Source organism: Limnospira platensis NIES-39 (assembly GCF_026000695.1).
In the GTDB taxonomy this organism is placed as follows: domain Bacteria; phylum Cyanobacteriota; class Cyanobacteriia; order Cyanobacteriales; family Microcoleaceae; genus Limnospira; species Limnospira platensis.
Window position 1 is genome coordinate 5,901,307 of sequence record NZ_AP026945.1, and the last position, 16,499, is coordinate 5,917,805.

The 16,499-nt window shown below is 40.7% G+C and carries 21 protein-coding genes, 1 tRNA gene and 3 pseudogenes; 7 read left to right on the top strand and 18 right to left on the bottom strand.

Going from position 1 to position 16,499, the window contains the following annotated elements; all coding sequences use genetic code 11:
• Nucleotides 1-48 precede the first annotated feature (48 nt).
• Nucleotides 49-501 (top strand): hypothetical protein, encoded by a 453-nt coding sequence (locus N39L_RS28815; protein ID WP_006616578.1) that lies wholly within the window; start codon nucleotides 49-51, stop codon nucleotides 499-501.
• 214 nt (nucleotides 502-715) lie between these two features.
• Here the strand turns inward: N39L_RS28815 and psbX are convergent, their stop codons facing one another.
• On the bottom strand, nucleotides 716-838 hold the full coding sequence (gene psbX, locus N39L_RS28820) for a photosystem II reaction center X protein (protein ID WP_006616580.1): 123 nt from the start codon (nucleotides 836-838) through the stop codon (nucleotides 716-718).
• Nucleotides 839-1,304: 466 nt separating this feature from the next.
• Here psbX and N39L_RS28825 point away from each other — a divergent pair, with 466 nt between their 5' ends.
• A complete protein-coding gene (locus tag N39L_RS28825) occupies nucleotides 1,305-1,589 on the top strand; it encodes a YggT family protein (protein ID WP_006616581.1) in 285 nt (94 codons plus the stop codon).
• Here N39L_RS28825 and accC read toward each other — a convergent pair.
• A complete protein-coding gene (gene accC / locus N39L_RS28830) occupies nucleotides 1,586-2,947 on the bottom strand; it encodes an acetyl-CoA carboxylase biotin carboxylase subunit (protein ID WP_006616582.1) in 1,362 nt (453 codons plus the stop codon). The genes N39L_RS28825 and accC overlap by 4 nt on opposite strands.
• A 171-nt stretch (nucleotides 2,948-3,118) precedes the next feature.
• Here accC and N39L_RS28835 point away from each other — a divergent pair.
• The 5 genes from N39L_RS28835 to N39L_RS28855 all read left to right on the top strand — a co-directional run bounded on the left by N39L_RS28835 (nucleotide 3,119) and on the right by N39L_RS28855 (nucleotide 6,528).
• A tRNA-Leu gene (locus tag N39L_RS28835) sits at nucleotides 3,119-3,199 on the top strand.
• A 1,515-nt stretch (nucleotides 3,200-4,714) separates the two neighbouring features.
• A complete protein-coding gene (locus N39L_RS28840) occupies nucleotides 4,715-4,939 on the top strand; it encodes a reverse transcriptase N-terminal domain-containing protein (protein ID WP_014274626.1) in 225 nt (74 codons plus the stop codon).
• Between the two features lie 21 nt (nucleotides 4,940-4,960).
• Complete coding sequence (locus N39L_RS28845; RefSeq protein WP_014274625.1) at nucleotides 4,961-5,182, top strand: hypothetical protein; 222 nt, start codon at nucleotides 4,961-4,963, stop codon at nucleotides 5,180-5,182.
• Entirely contained in the window at nucleotides 5,142-5,372 is a 231-nt protein-coding gene (locus N39L_RS28850) for a reverse transcriptase domain-containing protein (RefSeq protein ID WP_014274624.1), read from the top strand. Before N39L_RS28845 ends, N39L_RS28850 begins: the two co-directional genes overlap by 41 nt.
• On the top strand, nucleotides 5,362-6,528 hold the full coding sequence (locus N39L_RS28855) for a group II intron reverse transcriptase (protein WP_014274623.1): 1,167 nt from the start codon (nucleotides 5,362-5,364) through the stop codon (nucleotides 6,526-6,528). The genes N39L_RS28850 and N39L_RS28855 overlap by 11 nt, the downstream gene beginning before the upstream one ends.
• A gap of 190 nt (nucleotides 6,529-6,718) precedes the next feature.
• Here the strand turns inward: N39L_RS28855 and N39L_RS28860 are convergent, their stop codons facing one another.
• From N39L_RS28860 to N39L_RS28935, 16 genes and pseudogenes are all read right to left on the bottom strand, one after another.
• Nucleotides 6,719-7,048 carry a hypothetical protein gene (locus tag N39L_RS28860; RefSeq protein ID WP_014276168.1) on the bottom strand — a complete coding sequence of 110 codons (330 nt, stop codon included), beginning with the start codon at nucleotides 7,046-7,048 and terminating at the stop codon, nucleotides 6,719-6,721.
• Nucleotides 7,041-7,289, bottom strand: a pseudogene (locus N39L_RS28865) (hypothetical protein). The gene N39L_RS28860 and the pseudogene N39L_RS28865 overlap by 8 nt, the downstream one beginning before the upstream one ends.
• A 137-nt stretch (nucleotides 7,290-7,426) precedes the next feature.
• On the bottom strand, nucleotides 7,427-7,618 hold the full coding sequence (locus N39L_RS28870; RefSeq protein ID WP_014274621.1) for a hypothetical protein: 192 nt from the start codon (nucleotides 7,616-7,618) through the stop codon (nucleotides 7,427-7,429).
• A gap of 57 nt (nucleotides 7,619-7,675) precedes the next feature.
• The gene (locus N39L_RS28875) at nucleotides 7,676-7,885 is read right to left on the bottom strand and encodes a hypothetical protein (protein WP_006616304.1); all 210 of its coding nucleotides are present in this window, start codon (nucleotides 7,883-7,885) and stop codon (nucleotides 7,676-7,678) included.
• Between the two features lie 872 nt (nucleotides 7,886-8,757).
• Nucleotides 8,758-9,132: a hypothetical protein gene (locus N39L_RS28880; RefSeq protein WP_006616303.1), complete on the bottom strand. Its 375-nt coding sequence runs from the start codon at nucleotides 9,130-9,132 to the stop codon at nucleotides 8,758-8,760.
• Nucleotides 9,133-9,330: 198 nt separating this feature from the next.
• Entirely contained in the window at nucleotides 9,331-9,609 is a 279-nt protein-coding gene (locus N39L_RS28885; RefSeq protein ID WP_006616302.1) for a hypothetical protein, read from the bottom strand.
• A 53-nt stretch (nucleotides 9,610-9,662) separates the two neighbouring features.
• Nucleotides 9,663-9,944 (bottom strand): hypothetical protein, encoded by a 282-nt coding sequence (locus N39L_RS28890; RefSeq protein ID WP_006616301.1) that lies wholly within the window; start codon nucleotides 9,942-9,944, stop codon nucleotides 9,663-9,665.
• A 16-nt stretch (nucleotides 9,945-9,960) separates the two neighbouring features.
• Nucleotides 9,961-10,302: a hypothetical protein gene (locus tag N39L_RS28895; RefSeq protein ID WP_006616300.1), complete on the bottom strand. Its 342-nt coding sequence runs from the start codon at nucleotides 10,300-10,302 to the stop codon at nucleotides 9,961-9,963.
• Between the two features lie 26 nt (nucleotides 10,303-10,328).
• On the bottom strand, nucleotides 10,329-10,712 hold the full coding sequence (locus N39L_RS28900) for a DUF1064 domain-containing protein (RefSeq protein ID WP_006616299.1): 384 nt from the start codon (nucleotides 10,710-10,712) through the stop codon (nucleotides 10,329-10,331).
• Nucleotides 10,702-11,026, bottom strand: a pseudogene (locus tag N39L_RS28905) (hypothetical protein). Before N39L_RS28905 ends, N39L_RS28900 begins: the two are co-directional and overlap by 11 nt.
• Before the next feature lie 94 nt (nucleotides 11,027-11,120).
• The gene (locus N39L_RS28910) at nucleotides 11,121-11,606 is read right to left on the bottom strand and encodes a hypothetical protein (protein WP_006616325.1); all 486 of its coding nucleotides are present in this window, start codon (nucleotides 11,604-11,606) and stop codon (nucleotides 11,121-11,123) included.
• Nucleotides 11,607-12,612: 1,006 nt separating this feature from the next.
• On the bottom strand, nucleotides 12,613-12,858 hold the full coding sequence (locus N39L_RS28915) for a hypothetical protein (RefSeq protein WP_006622122.1): 246 nt from the start codon (nucleotides 12,856-12,858) through the stop codon (nucleotides 12,613-12,615).
• Nucleotides 12,859-13,086: 228 nt separating this feature from the next.
• Entirely contained in the window at nucleotides 13,087-13,398 is a 312-nt protein-coding gene (locus tag N39L_RS28920) for a hypothetical protein (RefSeq protein ID WP_006616324.1), read from the bottom strand.
• A gap of 98 nt (nucleotides 13,399-13,496) precedes the next feature.
• Entirely contained in the window at nucleotides 13,497-13,829 is a 333-nt protein-coding gene (locus tag N39L_RS28925) for a hypothetical protein (RefSeq protein ID WP_006616323.1), read from the bottom strand.
• Nucleotides 13,830-13,841: 12 nt separating this feature from the next.
• Nucleotides 13,842-14,780: a hypothetical protein gene (locus N39L_RS28930; RefSeq protein ID WP_231852018.1), complete on the bottom strand. Its 939-nt coding sequence runs from the start codon at nucleotides 14,778-14,780 to the stop codon at nucleotides 13,842-13,844.
• A pseudogene (locus N39L_RS28935) lies at nucleotides 14,780-16,499 on the bottom strand (hypothetical protein). The gene N39L_RS28930 and the pseudogene N39L_RS28935 overlap by 1 nt, the downstream one beginning before the upstream one ends.

A 16,499-nucleotide genomic window follows, 5' to 3' on the forward strand; every position in this document is an offset into this window, starting at 1 on the left:
TCACATAATCACCCTCGTAGATTCTAATTGTAGAGTCAAATTCGAGTGATGCTTATCTCACAATTAGTCAGCCTAGCCCTGCTAACTGTTTTACCTCCCTTGAGTTTAATGGCTTCTAAGCCAGCCTGGGCAGATTACATTAGAGAAAATCCCCAAAATGTCTTTATTATTAGCGTCGAAAATGCCACTCATAATATCAATGAAGCACCGGTTATCACTGATTTTGATTGGTTTCATGGGGATAAAATTGGTTTGACTGGTGGCTTAACAGAAGAGGACTTAGATTATCAATTACTCATTGATTTTAACAATGATGGATTTGCCAACGATACAGTGATCCGTCTGCGGGAAACTCAGGAAATTTTGGGGGTGGTAATCAATGCCGATGATTTTGTCTTAGATGGTGAATTTATCCCCATATCATCATACCAGATTAAGTCCTGCATGAAACAGGACAACATCCTTAATTGCAACTTTAACTTTCCTCAGATTAGGGAATAATGACAGGTAGACACTTAAAACCCCTCTCTTTCTTGGGGAGAGGGGTCAGGGGTGGGGACAAAAGAAACCCGGTTTCTAAGTAACCCTCCGCTGGGGAAGGGGAAACTCTCCTAGAAACCGGGCTTCTCGACGGTTGGGGGTGGAGGGGGGAATAGCGATCGCCCCTAGCCCCCATAAACCCCAATTTAGCTAAAAATCGGCTCCTGTCAAGTTTCTAAGAACGACGGATGATTTTATCCTTCTGGCTAATAAAGATTAACCCAACAGTTGCGGGGACGACAATGATCAGGAGACCAGCCAGCAAGCTATAGAAGAAATTCATCAATGAAGGTGTCATCTTAATCAGATCCTTAGAGTGCAAGTGCAGATTATATTTTTATTATTGTAAACTACCCGACGCTGAATCGAAGATTACAGCCCGGGCTTCCTACCTACCAAACCGCCTATAGCAGTTTTTTCTCTACTATTGGATCTTACGGTTTGGCGATCGGCTTTGCCCCGCGTTCCACAGGTCATCAACATGGTTATCACTATTTGCCATGTCATGTAATGTCATGTGCATCTATCATACCATCAACCATGAATATGTCAATTAGCCCATCAAACTCCCTTTTAGTTACAGCTTGTTCACCAGTCGCTTAATACATTGCCCTCACCCTAAATCTGGATCCCTCTCTGGGAGAGGGACTTTGAGAGGTGATCAGATGATTTCTGAACAGGCTGTAACTTGGCAACCACTGCCAATTTAGGGTGCTCGCTAACCCCTAAAATGGGAAAAGGTTAACAAACTTAAACTCAAGGCGATGAAAACTTTTACCATCTTAGACTGGACTCTGGGCTTGTTCCTGGCGGGAATGACCCTATTATTTATTTTCCGCATTGTTTTGACCTGGTATCCCCAAGCCGAGTTAAATCAGTTTCCGTTTAATCTGATTTTCTGGCCAACGGAACCATTTCTAGCCATCACCCGCAAAGTGATTCCCCCTTTGGGAGGCGTGGATATTACCCCGGTGATTTGGGTAGGTATTTTTAGCCTCCTGCGGGAATTGTTACTGGGACAACAGGGAATCCTGAGAATGATTGTTTAACGAGAAGGCAAATTTTTGTTCATCCACTGTTCCATAAAATTGGTGTAAACCTCACCCTCGAGAAACTCCGGGGTTTCCATAATTTTCTGATGAAAACTGATGGTTGTGGGAACTCCGGTAATAGCAAATTCCCGCAAAGCGCGTTTCATCCTTACTATAGCCGCCGCCCGGTCAGGACCCCAGACAATTAGCTTACCAATGAGAGAATCGTAATAGGGGGGAATCTCATAATCGGTGTACACATGGGAATCAATCCTGACCCCATTACCCCCCGGTGGGAGATAGCCGCTGATGCGTCCGGGGTGTGGTCTAAAGTTGCGATCTGGATCTTCCGCATTAATCCGACATTCGATCGCATGACCCCTAAGCTGAATTTGATCTTGGGTGAGATGCAATTTTTGTCCTTGGGCGATGCGGATCTGTTGGGCGATTAAATCTAGCCCCGTTATCATTTCTGTTACCGGGTGTTCTACCTGGATACGGGTATTCATTTCCATAAAGTAGAACTTCCCATGGCGATCGAGTAAAAATTCTACTGTTCCCGCCCCGGTATAGTTAATTGATGCGGCTGCTTTCACCGCCGCCTCTCCCATTTTTCGCCGGAGTTCAGGATTTAAAGCCGGACTGGGCGCTTCTTCCAGTAGCTTTTGATGTCGTCGCTGAATTGAACAGTCCCTTTCCCCTAGGTGAATCACATTCCCAAATCCATCGGCTAAAATCTGAAATTCAATATGGCGGGGACACTCGATAAATTTCTCGATATATAAGCCTGGGTTTCCAAAGGCTGCTTCTGCTTCTCCTTGGGCGGCGGAAAATAGTTTCGGGAGTTCCTCGGCGCTTCGGACTAGTCGCATTCCCCGACCTCCTCCCCCGGCGGTGGCTTTGATAATTACTGGATAGCCAATTTTTTGGGCTATTTTTTGGGCAGCTTTGTCATTGGTGACTAAGCCTTCACTACCGGGAATGGTGGGAACACCGAAACGCTGCATGGTTTCTTTGGCTGTGGACTTATCTCCCATTGACCTAATCGCCTCCGGGGTTGGACCGATAAAGGCGATGTCGTGGTCAGCACAAATTTCCGCAAATCTGGCATTTTCCGCTAAAAAACCATAGCCAGGATGAATGGCGGTGGCGTTCCGGGTTAGGGCGGCGGAGATGATGTTGGGGATGTTTAGATAACTTTTGCTGCTACTGGGTTCGCCTATGCAAACAGCTTCGTCGGCTAACTGGACGTGCAAGGCATGGCGATCTACAGTGGAGTGGACGGCCACTGTGGCAATCCCCATTTCTTCACAACTTCGGAGAATCCGTAGGGCAATTTCCCCACGATTGGCAATCAGGATCTTTGAAAACCGCATTTTCGGTGGTGTTCGGGCAATAATCAGTTAGGATATGTTATTTTGGGAATTTGTGGAAGATACTACCCAAATTTGTTGGCAAAAAAAGTTTGGCAATTTTGGAGTTTGGTGCTACAATGGTAAATTAGCACACCGATGGGAAAAATCATTCCTAGTCATCGGTTGTCTTCTGCGGATGTGGCGGAATTGGTATACGCGCACGTTTGAGGGGCGTGTGGCTTTGCCTTGCGAGTTCGAGTCTCGCCATCCGCATTTTACTTAAACCCCTATCCTGACTACTATCGCGGGAATTCACTTAACCCGATAGTCGTATCGTCACACTCAATATGCACTCCATTCAGTCTTAGTATACGGGACGATTGGTGCATATCCTTTGGCAACAAATCTTAATTATTGACGGGTTAATCAATAAACACAACTTAATCAATCTGTCAAATACCCATACCACCCCCCAACCAAACACCGATAGGGTAACTCCCTTGTGATAGCAGTCAATAGCAAGCCTATCGGTTCGTTCCTCACCATTGACTGCTATCACGTCGGTCGCACCCCCAAGAGTGTTTGTTCCGGTTGGGGGGAGGATATGTTTCCAAATCAACCACGACAACAGCAGAAGATAATTCCCCAAGCTATCAACGTACAAAGATACCCCTATCAATGTACAAAGATATCAGACCGCCTTTCCGTGGACTAGACCTATAGGTAAACCTATGAGCGATCGCCTATCGGGTTATCTATGGGTCTGATTCATAATCCTCGGTGAGGGGAAACTATGGGCTATCATCTGGCTGATATTAAAAGTGCGATCGCCTAATCTAAACTATCTCCTACCGGAACCAACCCGATACCCCTAAACAACTTTTCAACTGGTGACAATTACCGAGCAGAAACCGATACCAACATAATCAGTTCACCCCCAAAATCTTAGCCGTAGGTTGTAGGTAAAGCTATCTGTTGGGGGTAACTTAGTTCTGGGTAATATCTGGACATGATAGGGTAGGCATTCATATTTTAGAAGTTACATAATGTATTTACATTATGTAAATGAGTGCGATACGTTCAGGCATGAAATAGGGTTGAGATACCTGAAATAACCGCCTGGTAGAGACTTCAAGCCCCTGGGTGAATATAAGGAACGCACTCCTGACCATCTCTATAACTGTTTATATGTCCCAACGTTCGGTATAGAGATATACCAAACAAGGCAGGGAACCCAAGGTCAAAATGAACTAACTTATACAAATTCCTCATAGGAAGCCCAGAAATGGATAAGTAAAAGTTAGGAAATCAGGGTAACGGCGATAGCCACCCCCAATTTCAGGAATCACAACCCCAGGATTGAAGCGGGGAACGGAAGGCGTGAAGTAGAACCTACTACCATACGCGACCACTGCCAACCATCCATGATTAGGGAAACCGAATGTCCGGCTTGAACCATCGTAATTATCAGGTAGCGAAACAGGTTGATACGCTGCGCTCAAAAGAGTATGGGGAAAAGTAGGAGTTTCTTCATAATACCTACACAGACCTTTAGAAGTACCCCGGTGGAAAGGACAAATCTCAAGATGGAATGCCCATATAAGCGGAACGTTTTTAACCCCTTCTAGGCTCTGACAATCTGGTCGAGAAAGTCAGTAGTAAAAAGTGTAAGCGCAAGCCTATTAGGGGGTGAGATGTGACCAAAAGCCAAAGCCCGGTTGTAATGACAGGGATATGCTAACAGGTCACGGTTTGATTGTAAAGAAATAGAGCCTAGTAGGTGTACAAATGGCGATAGCGAGTTTAAAGAAAGGGTTTGGGAAACCAAAACCAATCAAGACTACGAGCAACGCATGGAAGGCCATCCCATGGACTAAGGTTCAACGGAAAGTTTTCAAGCTCCAAAAGAGTATATTTCGAGCAGCTAAATCGGGACAAAATGCTAAGGCACGAAGGTGGCAACGTCTATTGGTGAAATCATATTATGCCCGGCTCCTAGCAGTGAGACTGTAGGGGCGGGTTCCACGGTCAGCCATGCTTCCCAACAGTCAGCTTAATAAACCCGCCCCCCAAGCGGGTCAAGGCAAGAAGACAGCCGGGGTTGATAGAGTAAGAGTAATCTCTCCGAGACAAAGGTTTGAACTGGTCAAGAACATTAAGGGAAACCTCAAAGCAAAACCACTGCGACGGGTTTGGATTCCAAAACCTGGTAGGGATGAAAAAAGCTGGAATAGGAATACCCACAATCCAAGATAGAGCAAGGCAAGCCTTGGTTAAGTCGGCTCTCGAACCTGAATGGGAATCGAGATTTGAAGGCACAAGCTACGGGTTCCGTCCAGGACGGTCAGCCCATGACGCAATCAGCAGAATTTATATTGCCATAAATAAGGGACAATATTATGTTCTTGATGCTGATATAGCAAAATGCTCTTACCGTGAACCATGATTACCTACTGTCCAAAATTCATTGTCCAAGCCGCCTAAAAAGAGACCTGAAACAATGGCTCAAAGCGGGAGTGCTAGACAACGGTGTATTCGAGGATACAGAAACAGGGACACCCCAGGGAGGGGTAATAAGTCCAATACTCGCCAACATCGCACTGTTGGGGATGGGTAGGTTAATAGGAAAAATGTATCCCCAAAATACCAACAACAAACCATTTGCCACGGTCATACGATATGCCGATGATTTTGTAGTCATATCCAAAGACTTAGGAATCATTGAACAGTGCAAAACTGCTATTTCTGAATGGCTAAAGCCTGTTGGATTAGAGATTAAACCTGAAAAAACTCGAATCTGCCATACACTCAAATCTATTGAGTATAACGGCAAAGCAGAGGAACCCGGATTTGATTTCTTAGGTTTCAATATTAGGCAATATCCTGTAGGAAAATATAGAACTGGGAAAATTCCACATGGGAAACTATTAGGACACAAAATTCACATAAAACCCAGCCAAAAAGCAGTTGCCCACACAGAAGTGATAAAAGGTGTAATTAAACAACATAAAACAGCACCTCAGTCAGCCCTGATTAACAAACTAAACCCAATTATTAGGGGATGGTCAAACTATTATTCAGGGGTAGTCTCAACAGAGACCTTCAATAAGCTAGACAACACAGTTTGGCAAATGTTAAGGGCATGGACAGTATCAAGATGCGGAAAGTCAAGTTACGAAAAGCTAAGAAATTATTTCAGACATAGAACAATTAAACTTAGCAATGGGAAAGAAAGACACGAAAATTGGCTGTTCCAAACCAAAGATGGGTTACATCTGTTCAAACACAACTGGACTCCAATTGTCAGACATACCTTAATACGTCCTGACGCAACACTTTATGACGGAAATTGGACTTACTGGGCAACCAGGAAAGGACAAGCAATCGACACGCCAATTAGGGTAGCAAAACTACTCAAAAAACCAAAAGGTAGATGTACCTGGTGTGGGGAATTCTTTACCCCATCAGATTTAATTGAAATAGACCACATTGTACCTAGAAGCCAAGGCGGAAAGGATGACTACAAGAATCTTCAATTATTACACCGCCATTGTCACGACGATAAAACAGCTCTTGATGAAGAGATGATGCTGTACTCTTAACAAGGAGACGGTCAAACTAGGAGCCGTATGAGGTGAAAGTCTCATGTACGGTTCTGCTGCTGAATGGGAGGGGTAGACCGTGAGGTCTATCTCGACCCCTAATAAAAATACATAGACACCCCCTGCAGTTAGAAACCATAGGGGGCCATTTAAGTTATTGGGTTAGCTGTTAGCTGTTAGCTGTTAGGGTTTACGCTTGTTTAGGGTTACACCGATAAAACATAGCTATAGCAGCTTGTTGAATCTTTTCGTTGGTAGTCTGGTCAGATTTTCCGATATAGATGTGATGGTTGATTTTACCGTCCCAGCCCTTCAGGTTCCAGTACGCGAAATTGTTGATAGATGTTTTTTTGCAAGCCGTAAACCTTTTGCCGTTTAACTCAACAGAGAATGACTTGTTTTTTCTCAGGTAGTCAAACCATTCGGGTGTATCTAGTTCTACACAAGTTCCACCGGGGCCCTGTAGAAAATTGCTGAAATTTCCAGTATGTAGGCTGATTACTGGTAATAACTTAGGCATTGAAGTCACCCCCCATAAAGATATCGCTACTGTAACCATTGCCACTAAAGTCGGACATAAATGATACTGGTTCAATAACTGTCTCTTGAGACGATACCCATTTTTTCTATACCGTCATAAAATCAACAGCGGCGTTATGAGCTATTTCGGCTAATTTCACCCTGGTATCTTGGTTAGCGTAGGGGATATCTCGTGACATAATTTGGGCGTAAATATCACGTGCTAATTCCGCGATAACCATTAAGCTTGCTTGTTCTTAGTTCATGGTTTTGTGTTTCCTGTTTTGACGAAATTATTTAACTTACTTGAGGATTTATGGCATGATTAAAACTCATCGTCATTTTCTTCTTCGTATTGCTTGATTTTTTAGTCCAACAATTAATTGATTGCTGTAATCAAGGAATTGTGCATAACCAGAAAAGTGCTTTCAAGCTCCAACAGACGACATTCATCAAATTGTGTAGGACAATCGGCAAGTTCTACAGCGTCCAATATAGAGACTAGCTTGCTGCTTAACCTATCACTAAGATAGGTATTTGGGTTAAGTAGTTTACCCAAGTCAATTGTCATGGTTTTATCCTATTAGTGTGTTGTTTGCCGTAGTTTACCGTCATCGCGGACGGGTATTTACTGGACTTTATCTATTAAGTGCTTTGTGTAATTCAGTTCCTTAATCAGCAATTGCTTTTTAAGTTCAGTAATGGTTAATTCTTTTTCGCAATCATCTAGTATTGACTTTAATGTTGCCAAACCATCTTCTTTATTAATGTTGTAAACTAAACTGTCTACCATAGTATTAAACTTCACAAACATCTGATTGTTGATATCTGCCATCATTGTGTTATTCTCCTAGGTCAATGAACTAATTGGAAGTCAAATGATTTGCTTCCACAGGTTTTTACCGTTGACATTAATCATGTGATATCCTCTGTTTTTCATGAAATTGGTTAATTCATTAACAGTAACCCTTGAATCTAAATAACCATCATTTTTGGCTTTTTCTATGGCCATCTTCAGAGTCTTAGGATCAATGTCTGTAACTGGTTCGATTAATTCAGGAAAACCTGCTTTTGTGGCTTGCTTATTTTGCTTAGTTTTGCTCTCAATACTTGGAGCGATAAAATGGTCTAAGAATTGTTCTGTTCCGCTAGATACTGCGAATATTTTGGTTTCTGCTAATTCCCAGTAACGGTTAAATGCTTTGATTTAATTATCTATTGATGTTTTGTATATCATTGAATGAGTAGCAATTACATCAATGGATAATCTGTAGTTAGCTATATCTTGTTTCCTTTTTTGTAGTCCTCTTTTGGTTTTAGCGTAATTAGTGCAATTATTCATATCTCTCCAAAACATTTCTAAGCGAGATGATATATTACCAAGATTTATATCCTCAATATCCGAAAGTTCTGACAATTCAAATTGATTCCCTGCAGATTCTTAACTTGTCATTGATTGTCTCTTTTTAAACCACATAGTAAACATCCTTATTTTAAGTTCGTTAAGTTCCCAAAACGTCCATAAAGGATGTATTGAGTTAATTACTTTTAAAGCGAAAGCATTAAAAATCATGTTGTGACCGGGTGTTTGGCTGCTAATTGTTATTCGACTATTTTTCCTGTTTAAGACTTTAAACAGTGAAAGCATATTTTCATTTTCAATTAATAAATTGGGGGGTGATATCCTCCCAAACCAATAAAAAATTACGTTCAAACTCCCTTTGTAACGGGTCGTAATATCAATATCTTTCTGGCTGTATCTTGCTTGTTTCTCAGTGAAGCAAATGTGCTGTTAGCTAACACTGTGTCGGTGCGATACAGTGAAGCCGCAATAGTAGCTATCTGGCTTTTACCCGTTCCACTAGACCCCCAAAGAAACAGACACCCAGCGGTTGACATTAGCGTAACAGGTGAGCAAATAAAGCTAGTAATAATTGGGAATTGAACATCCGGATAGGGTAGGATAGCACAAGCCCTACATATTGACTCAACTTGTGTCCCTAATGTACCGTCAACAATTATTTCCTCTAACTCATCTGCCATTGAATCGCGTATTAGTCTATAATCAACATAGTCCTCAGACATGGTAGTAACCTCTTAGTGTGTTGGCTTGCTGTCTGGTAGTTATCCCGCCAATATTGGGGGGATATTTTATGTTAATTAGCTGAGTTTCATCAGCTCAATTAACGCGATTAGGGTATCAGGGTCTAATTTTTGAACCTTGTTGTATAAGCTGTCAAAATCATGTTCATAGTCAAGGATTTTAGCAGTAAAATATACTCGTTATTCCCAGGTTTTGGATTTGGGTTTACCACCAAAGCCACCATTTTTTTTGCCAGACTTTAACTCAACAAAATCAATGGCTTCTTGTAGAGTGTAGCCAGAAATAGTAGATTCAAAGGTATCTAACGCTGTACTGTATTCAAGAATAAATTCCGCTAAATCGTGCTTATTCTTGGCTGAATCAAAATCATTTGAATCAGTGGTATTATCTAATTCAAGGAGTCGCTCGGCTACCCGTGTGGCTGATTGTCCTAGATTTACAGTTCCGGTAAACATCATCGTGCCGTTAGTTAGCAGCTTGTCACCTTCGACTAGGTGAAGTAGTGCTAATTCTACTGAGGTTGGCTTGTACTTCCGTTTTTCCCTTGATACTCGCTTGAATATTCTTCAATGCAGAAACGTACAGCAATTAATTGTTCCTCAAATTTCCAGCTTCTGTCATTAAAGTTCTGAAAATCACCGCTTAATCCGACACCAACGAGCCATAGGTGAGGTTGCTGTACGAGAAACATAGCGCTAGTAATTTCCAGGAATGTGCCTGATTCTCCAGATTTAACTGCACTACAAAACGCGAATTTATCGTCATCTCTTTTACCGTAATATCCAATACTCATGATTACTCTTCCTTAGTTAATTGTTGATTGTTGATTGTGTTAGGTGATTTGATTCTGGCTGCAATTTGGCGACAACCATACCAAAACATTGGATTACCTTACCGGATAGCTGAACTCTAAACTGTGATTGTTTAGTTAGCTTAATAATTGCAGAGCCTTGATAATCACCACGTGGTCTGTAACTACCCATTACCTGATAGGTAATATTCTTGACTTCAGGTGTTTTGTGTTCCTCAATATGTGTCAAGACTTGATAAGCCACAATGATTGTATTTTGGTCAAATTTATGGGGGTTATAATGGCTTTGCACAAGTTCACCATTGAGGCTAAATATGCCTTTATAGTGTAGATTTATCACGGTTGCTGTTCTCCTATTAACTTAAATTATTGTGCTTTCAGATGTCGTTGGAACTCATCGATATTCATTAAATAAATACCTGGCCAACGATAAGACCTGTTCCGAGTGACAAACCAAATATCTTCAATCATTCCGGGATTAAGGTAATTAAGCAATTGCATCTTGAGTTTAAACTCGGTTGTTAGCGTTCCCTTTACTTCGATGTATTGGTTGAAAACTGGACTATAAAAGTCTGGCTTCCATGTAATTGACTTCCAATCATTACAGTGATCAACCAAAGTTAATCGGGGGTGTATTGATAGGTTGTCATCATACTTTTTGAGTAGGTGATACACCTTGCTCTCTAGCGTTGATGCAAAGTAATGCCCCTCATCATATTGTCCTTTGGCGTGATACTTGTTAATCATCATTATTTACCTCCTCTTTATCGCCACCAGATTCAGCTTGATAAATCCTCCATTCTTCCCGGCAATATTCAAGTGCTTTATTGAGAATTTCCTCAATTTTATCTGGGCGTAATGTGATTAATTTTTTTCATCATTTTTCCCACATAATAAGCCAGAAATTCATGGTAAAATTTAACGGCTGTTAATTGCCATTGAAGTTTTCCTCTTCCTGCATAGTTAGGAACCTTTATAGCAAACGACATTCCCATATACATCAACGGGTCAAGTTTAATATTCCTGAGATTTAACCGCACTTCTTTCCAGTGCTTTGATATCATGGTGATAGTCCTCGATGTTTGGTGTATTGGCTACCTTTTTACGGGTAGCCTTTTCTATTTCCCAATTAGACTGCTGTAATTAGACTGTTAGGGATTAACCCTGAAGCCAGACTGAAAATGGGTCAGGGTCGGTTGATAACTCAGGGATATCCGGGCCAACATGATTATCGGAGAGATTAAAAAAGTGACCCTCCAAGGCAGCGATATCGTCAGCAATAGCACCAGAAACTTTACGTGGCATCTTGACACCACCACCAAGTTTAATCAGAGTTAGAATAGCTTTAATGCTATTCTTTAACGCGATAATCTCAGAGTAGGTTAATTCCAGATTAAAGTCCTTTTCGTCCGTTACAGATGCAAACACTAACTTTTCTTTTAATGTGTAGATAGGTGATGTTTTGGGATATGGCAGATAAGGAACTACTTGGTCAAGAAATCCGGCAAAGTTGCTGAACCTTTTTAAGATTGCCAGATATTCACTAGGTGAGAGTCCATGTGTATCCTTGGTTTTTACGCTGTCTTTGTCAATCTGGTAAATAGCGGTATTTTGGTCTACTAATGTATTTTGGTTTTTACGCATCTGTCAGTTATTTTCAACTCATTGACAAAATCATTTTTAAAAAATACGATTGAGTTATTGAGTTGGAAATCACTGTTTTTGATATTTTTGGTTGTTTATGATTATTATTTTTAACCTAATTAATACTTATAAATAAATCAGAAATATATAAGCCCAAAAAATAAAAGAATTATTGACTTTATACCATAATTGTGAAATGTTTAAATTATCGCCACATACAACTCAAACAAAAGACCACTATTTTTTTATATAGTGGTCAATTCTCTTTGTCTACTTTTTGGCGGTTTATTTTTTCTTACTCTTACTGCCAGGTGACTTAACAGGAGCATTAGCAGGAAGATCACCCTGTACTTGGTTTGGTGCTTCACTTCTCTCAACAGTTAATTCACCCAGGTTAGCTAGGGCCAGCCCATCGCTGCTAGGAATTCTGAACATACTGTTATAGGTTCTTAATGATGCTGGCTTGATAGTAAAATAGTGAGCAAATACATATAACAAGCCACTAACAGAAACGATAGGAGGTGCTTTAATACTGATAAATCTCAGTATTTTTTCGCCTACCCGTGTTTGGGTGTATTTACGCCAATAGCCAGGATTAACCGGGGCCTCAACAAAGAAACGAGTGTATTCAGCCTTCTTGTATGCTCTTACCCGACTGCCTTTTATGATATTACGTCTGTTAGTATTAGGCGTGGAAGTATTCCTAACAGGTGGTGTCCAAATGGTTAAGTTCCTGACGGCCGTTGGTTCATTAGATACTGACCCTCCACTTAAAACGTGGAGTCAAAGCATAGGCATAGGTACGCCTATTTTTGAAGTTGCATCTACTGGAACTTCAACTACTAGACTACGACCTAAATGTGAGCCTTTGGCTGTGGCTAACTTTTCTACCCAGTCTTCTTTGTCTCTGTTAAATGCGTCGCTTAAAGGCATAATAACTCTCTTGTTCTACATGATTTAAGTCAGGGTAGGTAAAACGATGATATTAGTGCCTACCCGATATCTATTAATCAACAAATAGCTCTGTAGCTATTACATCAATACTGCCGTCAGTAGGGTCTAAAACATCGTCTGTTGGAATTGACAATGAAACAGTTACGAGACCTGTAGCCATATTTCGGGTATAAGCAGTGACTACGGTTGCACCATCAGGATTATTACTTGCAGTCGATTGCATTCGTTGGGTTGGCTCAATAATTTCAAGTAATTGGTTTTCCAGTGTCGCAGCACCTAGCGTTTTCTTAGTAGCTATAATCTCACCTTGATTTTATTCAATACCTAGACTATAGCAGTGTATTTGCTGATTGTGGCTGCTATGGTTCTTTCAACAGAAGCTACATATATGTAGCAGCTTTTGAGTTAAACGCGACGGTACGCTACCAATACCAACATTACGCTAACTACCAGTTTAACCATGTCTAAGTATGTTCGTAATCTCTTTCATCGTGGATGATAGTTAGTGACTGATATGACTCAATGATTAGGTTGTAGTTGGGGGTTGATTTCCAGTTTTTAACTCTAACGATGTCCTCGTAGCTTTCCGTATGGCATTATCAACCCAACTAGGTTTTCTCTGGAAATGTAGAGGAATTTTGACTTGGGTTTTTCTAGGGTCTTGATACATCGCCAAGGCACTACTTTCACCTAAGTCGATTTTAGCTTGTTCAAATTTATCAATTAATTCCCAGTTAAGTATTTTCACTTCACTGATATACATTTTGCTCTCTTTGATTCTTTTCGCATTTTCCCTACCGCCAAAACCTTTCCTTTCCTCGAAGGTAATAGGATACACGATTTTAGCGTCAGTTAAATCAACTAATTGTTTACAGATATTTTCTGCCTCATTCTTACTAAATTCATTAATAAAAAACGCAAACTTTCTACCATTATTTATAGTGCAATTAACTTTAATATTTTCTTTAGTAAATGCTGACTGGGTTGAGTAAATATCCTTTGTAACCTATCCCATGTAATTTTATCCCTACTAACCGACGGTAACTCTATTTGAGTTTTTTGCAGTGTTGACTGCCTATTTTTAGTCCAATATGGAGGTTTTTCGTAGTTGTACAAAACCAAAGTTAACTGTATTTTAAGATTAGCTGACGTACTGATTTCCGGAAAATCACCTGACCCTACAAATTGCCCTATATCTCTATTTCCTAGTATTTCAGTTTGAGCCCAAGCATTAGTTACGTTTTCCGGTAAATTACGCAGGCTTGACACTAGTCTAAATCTTTATCCATTGTTTTCTATAACCGCGTTAACTAATTGTTGTTGTCTATTTTCTTCTATTCTTTGTAATGCCATATATTCATCTAAACCTTGAGCGACTAACACAATAGCCTCTTTACAGTTCTCGCTAAACTCATCCCCGAATTCCTCGGAACTGTCTTGGTTCCAAATAGTGTTAATATTTCCGTCATAGCTTTCTGGTAATTTCTCCCTAGCTTCCCTTCTCTGTTTACCGAAACTCCATTCTTCACCTTTTTCGTCACCCCACTTTTCAATCGTTCCTTTACCAGCAGTAACCATTGAAACAATAGCCGTTGCAAGTGTTGAAGGACTTTTATCTAAAAACATTTTAACAACCCGTCTACCGTGTTTAAATAACGTCCATGCTATTGCTTTCATAGCCATGTTAAATGACTGTTTAACGTATGAACCGACAGCTGTAGATACTTCCATAAGCATTTCATGCCCCTTGCTTAATGCTACATGCATAGCGGCCGCTTTATTGAGAAATGCAAGACCTGCTACTGGTAAAACACCACATACTAATTTCCCAGCCATATTACCTAAAAACCCAGCCGTGGTGGTTATAAATTGTCCGGCAATATTTTGGATGTTTCTATCAATATCACTATCGCTAATATTCCAATTAAAATTCCAAAAGCTGTCCCAATTAGAGGTAATAAATGTCGCTACTTTCTCAAAGCTAAAGTTAGATAAAAACTTAGTAATTCCTTCCCATAGCCAACCTCCAAAACTTTTGCCCCATTCAACAACTTTACCAGTAACTTTTGCCCATAATGTGCCAAACCAACCCATCTCTTGAGTAGATGTTCTCTGGGCTAAATTAACTTGTCTAACGCCATTCCTACCTATACTGCTACGGGTTTGACGGCTAGACAAGCTACGAGTACTCCTTAGCATTCTTGCACTTCTGGCAACCATTACAAAGTCCCTCTTAGTGGGTTATCGCCGTCAATCAATTCGGTTTCTATCTTGATATCAGGAAAGTCTTTTTTCAATAATTCTTGTACTTTCTTGGTTTCCTGTTCTCTGATATCGTCTTGTTTTTTCATTGAATCATATAACCGCGTTAAATCGGCTAATATGTCTTTGGCTGGGTCATTACTGTTCACCTGTAAAGTACCTTGAGCACGTAAGCAAATATTTCTTTAATTTGATTTAATGTTGTTTGTCATGTTTCTTTCGCATCCTTCTGGTTGGTAATCTTAACCTGGCTTTTATTGGGTTCTAGTAGTTCCTCAAAATTATCAGCTTCTGGAGTAAAGGCTGTTTTAATTTTTGCGTATTTTTTCTCAGTAGCAAATTCTAAATAATCAATTATTTTAGATACTTCACTACCAGCTTTAAAGGCTGCCGCGTGAGCCAAACCTGCTTCATATAACGCCGTTAAAACAGCGTTTTCTGTAACCTGATGAGAGATAGAAATTTCCATTACCATACCAAATATTTCAGCAATTAATTCAGCTAAGTTAGGTAATTTTATTTCGGCTTTTTCTTCTGCTTTTATCATTAGATTGACATCATCAATCTCTACTTTAACTTCAAATTCACCCCATCTTTCATCATCGATGTCAAATCTGTACATTAGCCATTCTGGTAATGTGTTTATTCGTTGAATTATGTTCTCTGGATTATTAGCATTAACCGTTATTTTTTCAGGCATTTCAGCCGGAAAGGATTCAGGGTCTAGCAACTCGTAAATCCTTCTAATCATTCCGCAACAACATTCTTCGTTCATATCTGGTATTGTTATCGTTCGTATATTTTCAGGTTCTTTTTTATTTTCAGGTTCTCCTCCTCCGATGCCTGGCGGGATATCTTTTGTGCTCGCGGAAAAGTTGGGAATTACATAATCAAATTCTGTGCATTCCATCCACGAATCACAAAATGCACCTACACTTTCATACATTAAATCAGGGTCGCCGTATGCCCACTCAGACTCCCACCGTCCTTGCCTATAAAAAACCTCTCACTTCCTGTTGGTTGAGGAGTTTCCCCCCACCTCGGATTCCCACCCATGTGACTAACAAAAGTGATGCTACTTCTACTTGGTGGAGGATTACGGCATCCCCCGCTACCCATTTGTCTGTCGAACTCTTCAACGCTGTACTTTTCATCAGCTTTTATGGTACAACCGATATTGCCATTTCCGCCATTTCCATTGTCTGAATCATCATCTGAATCATCATCTGAACTATCGCCTGGTCGCCTTCCTTTATCATCATCAATTTTGTCACCTGAATTAGGACCCCCAAAACTTCTCCCGCTACCACCACCGCCACTTCTGCCGCCGCGTGGTTTTTTACCTCCCTTTGGTTCATCTCTCTTTGGTGGTTCCTCGTCTACTCGCCGCGCATCATCTTCCCTTTTCCACCTACCATGGTCTTCTGGGTTAATTCCACGCGGCACTCTGGTGATTGGGTCCCAAGGATTTACTAATCCGGGAACACCTCCTCTATCTCTTTCCCTTGCATACGGTAAACCCCTACCAAAGTCCATTGTTGAAGATGTTTGGTCGCCTAAATCTCCTGCTAAACCTGAACTTACTCCTCCTGACCTACCAATATTCCTGGGTGTGCTTGACCTAATAGTATCTTTAATTTTTATAGTGTCTCTAATTTTTAGAGTGTCTCTAACCAT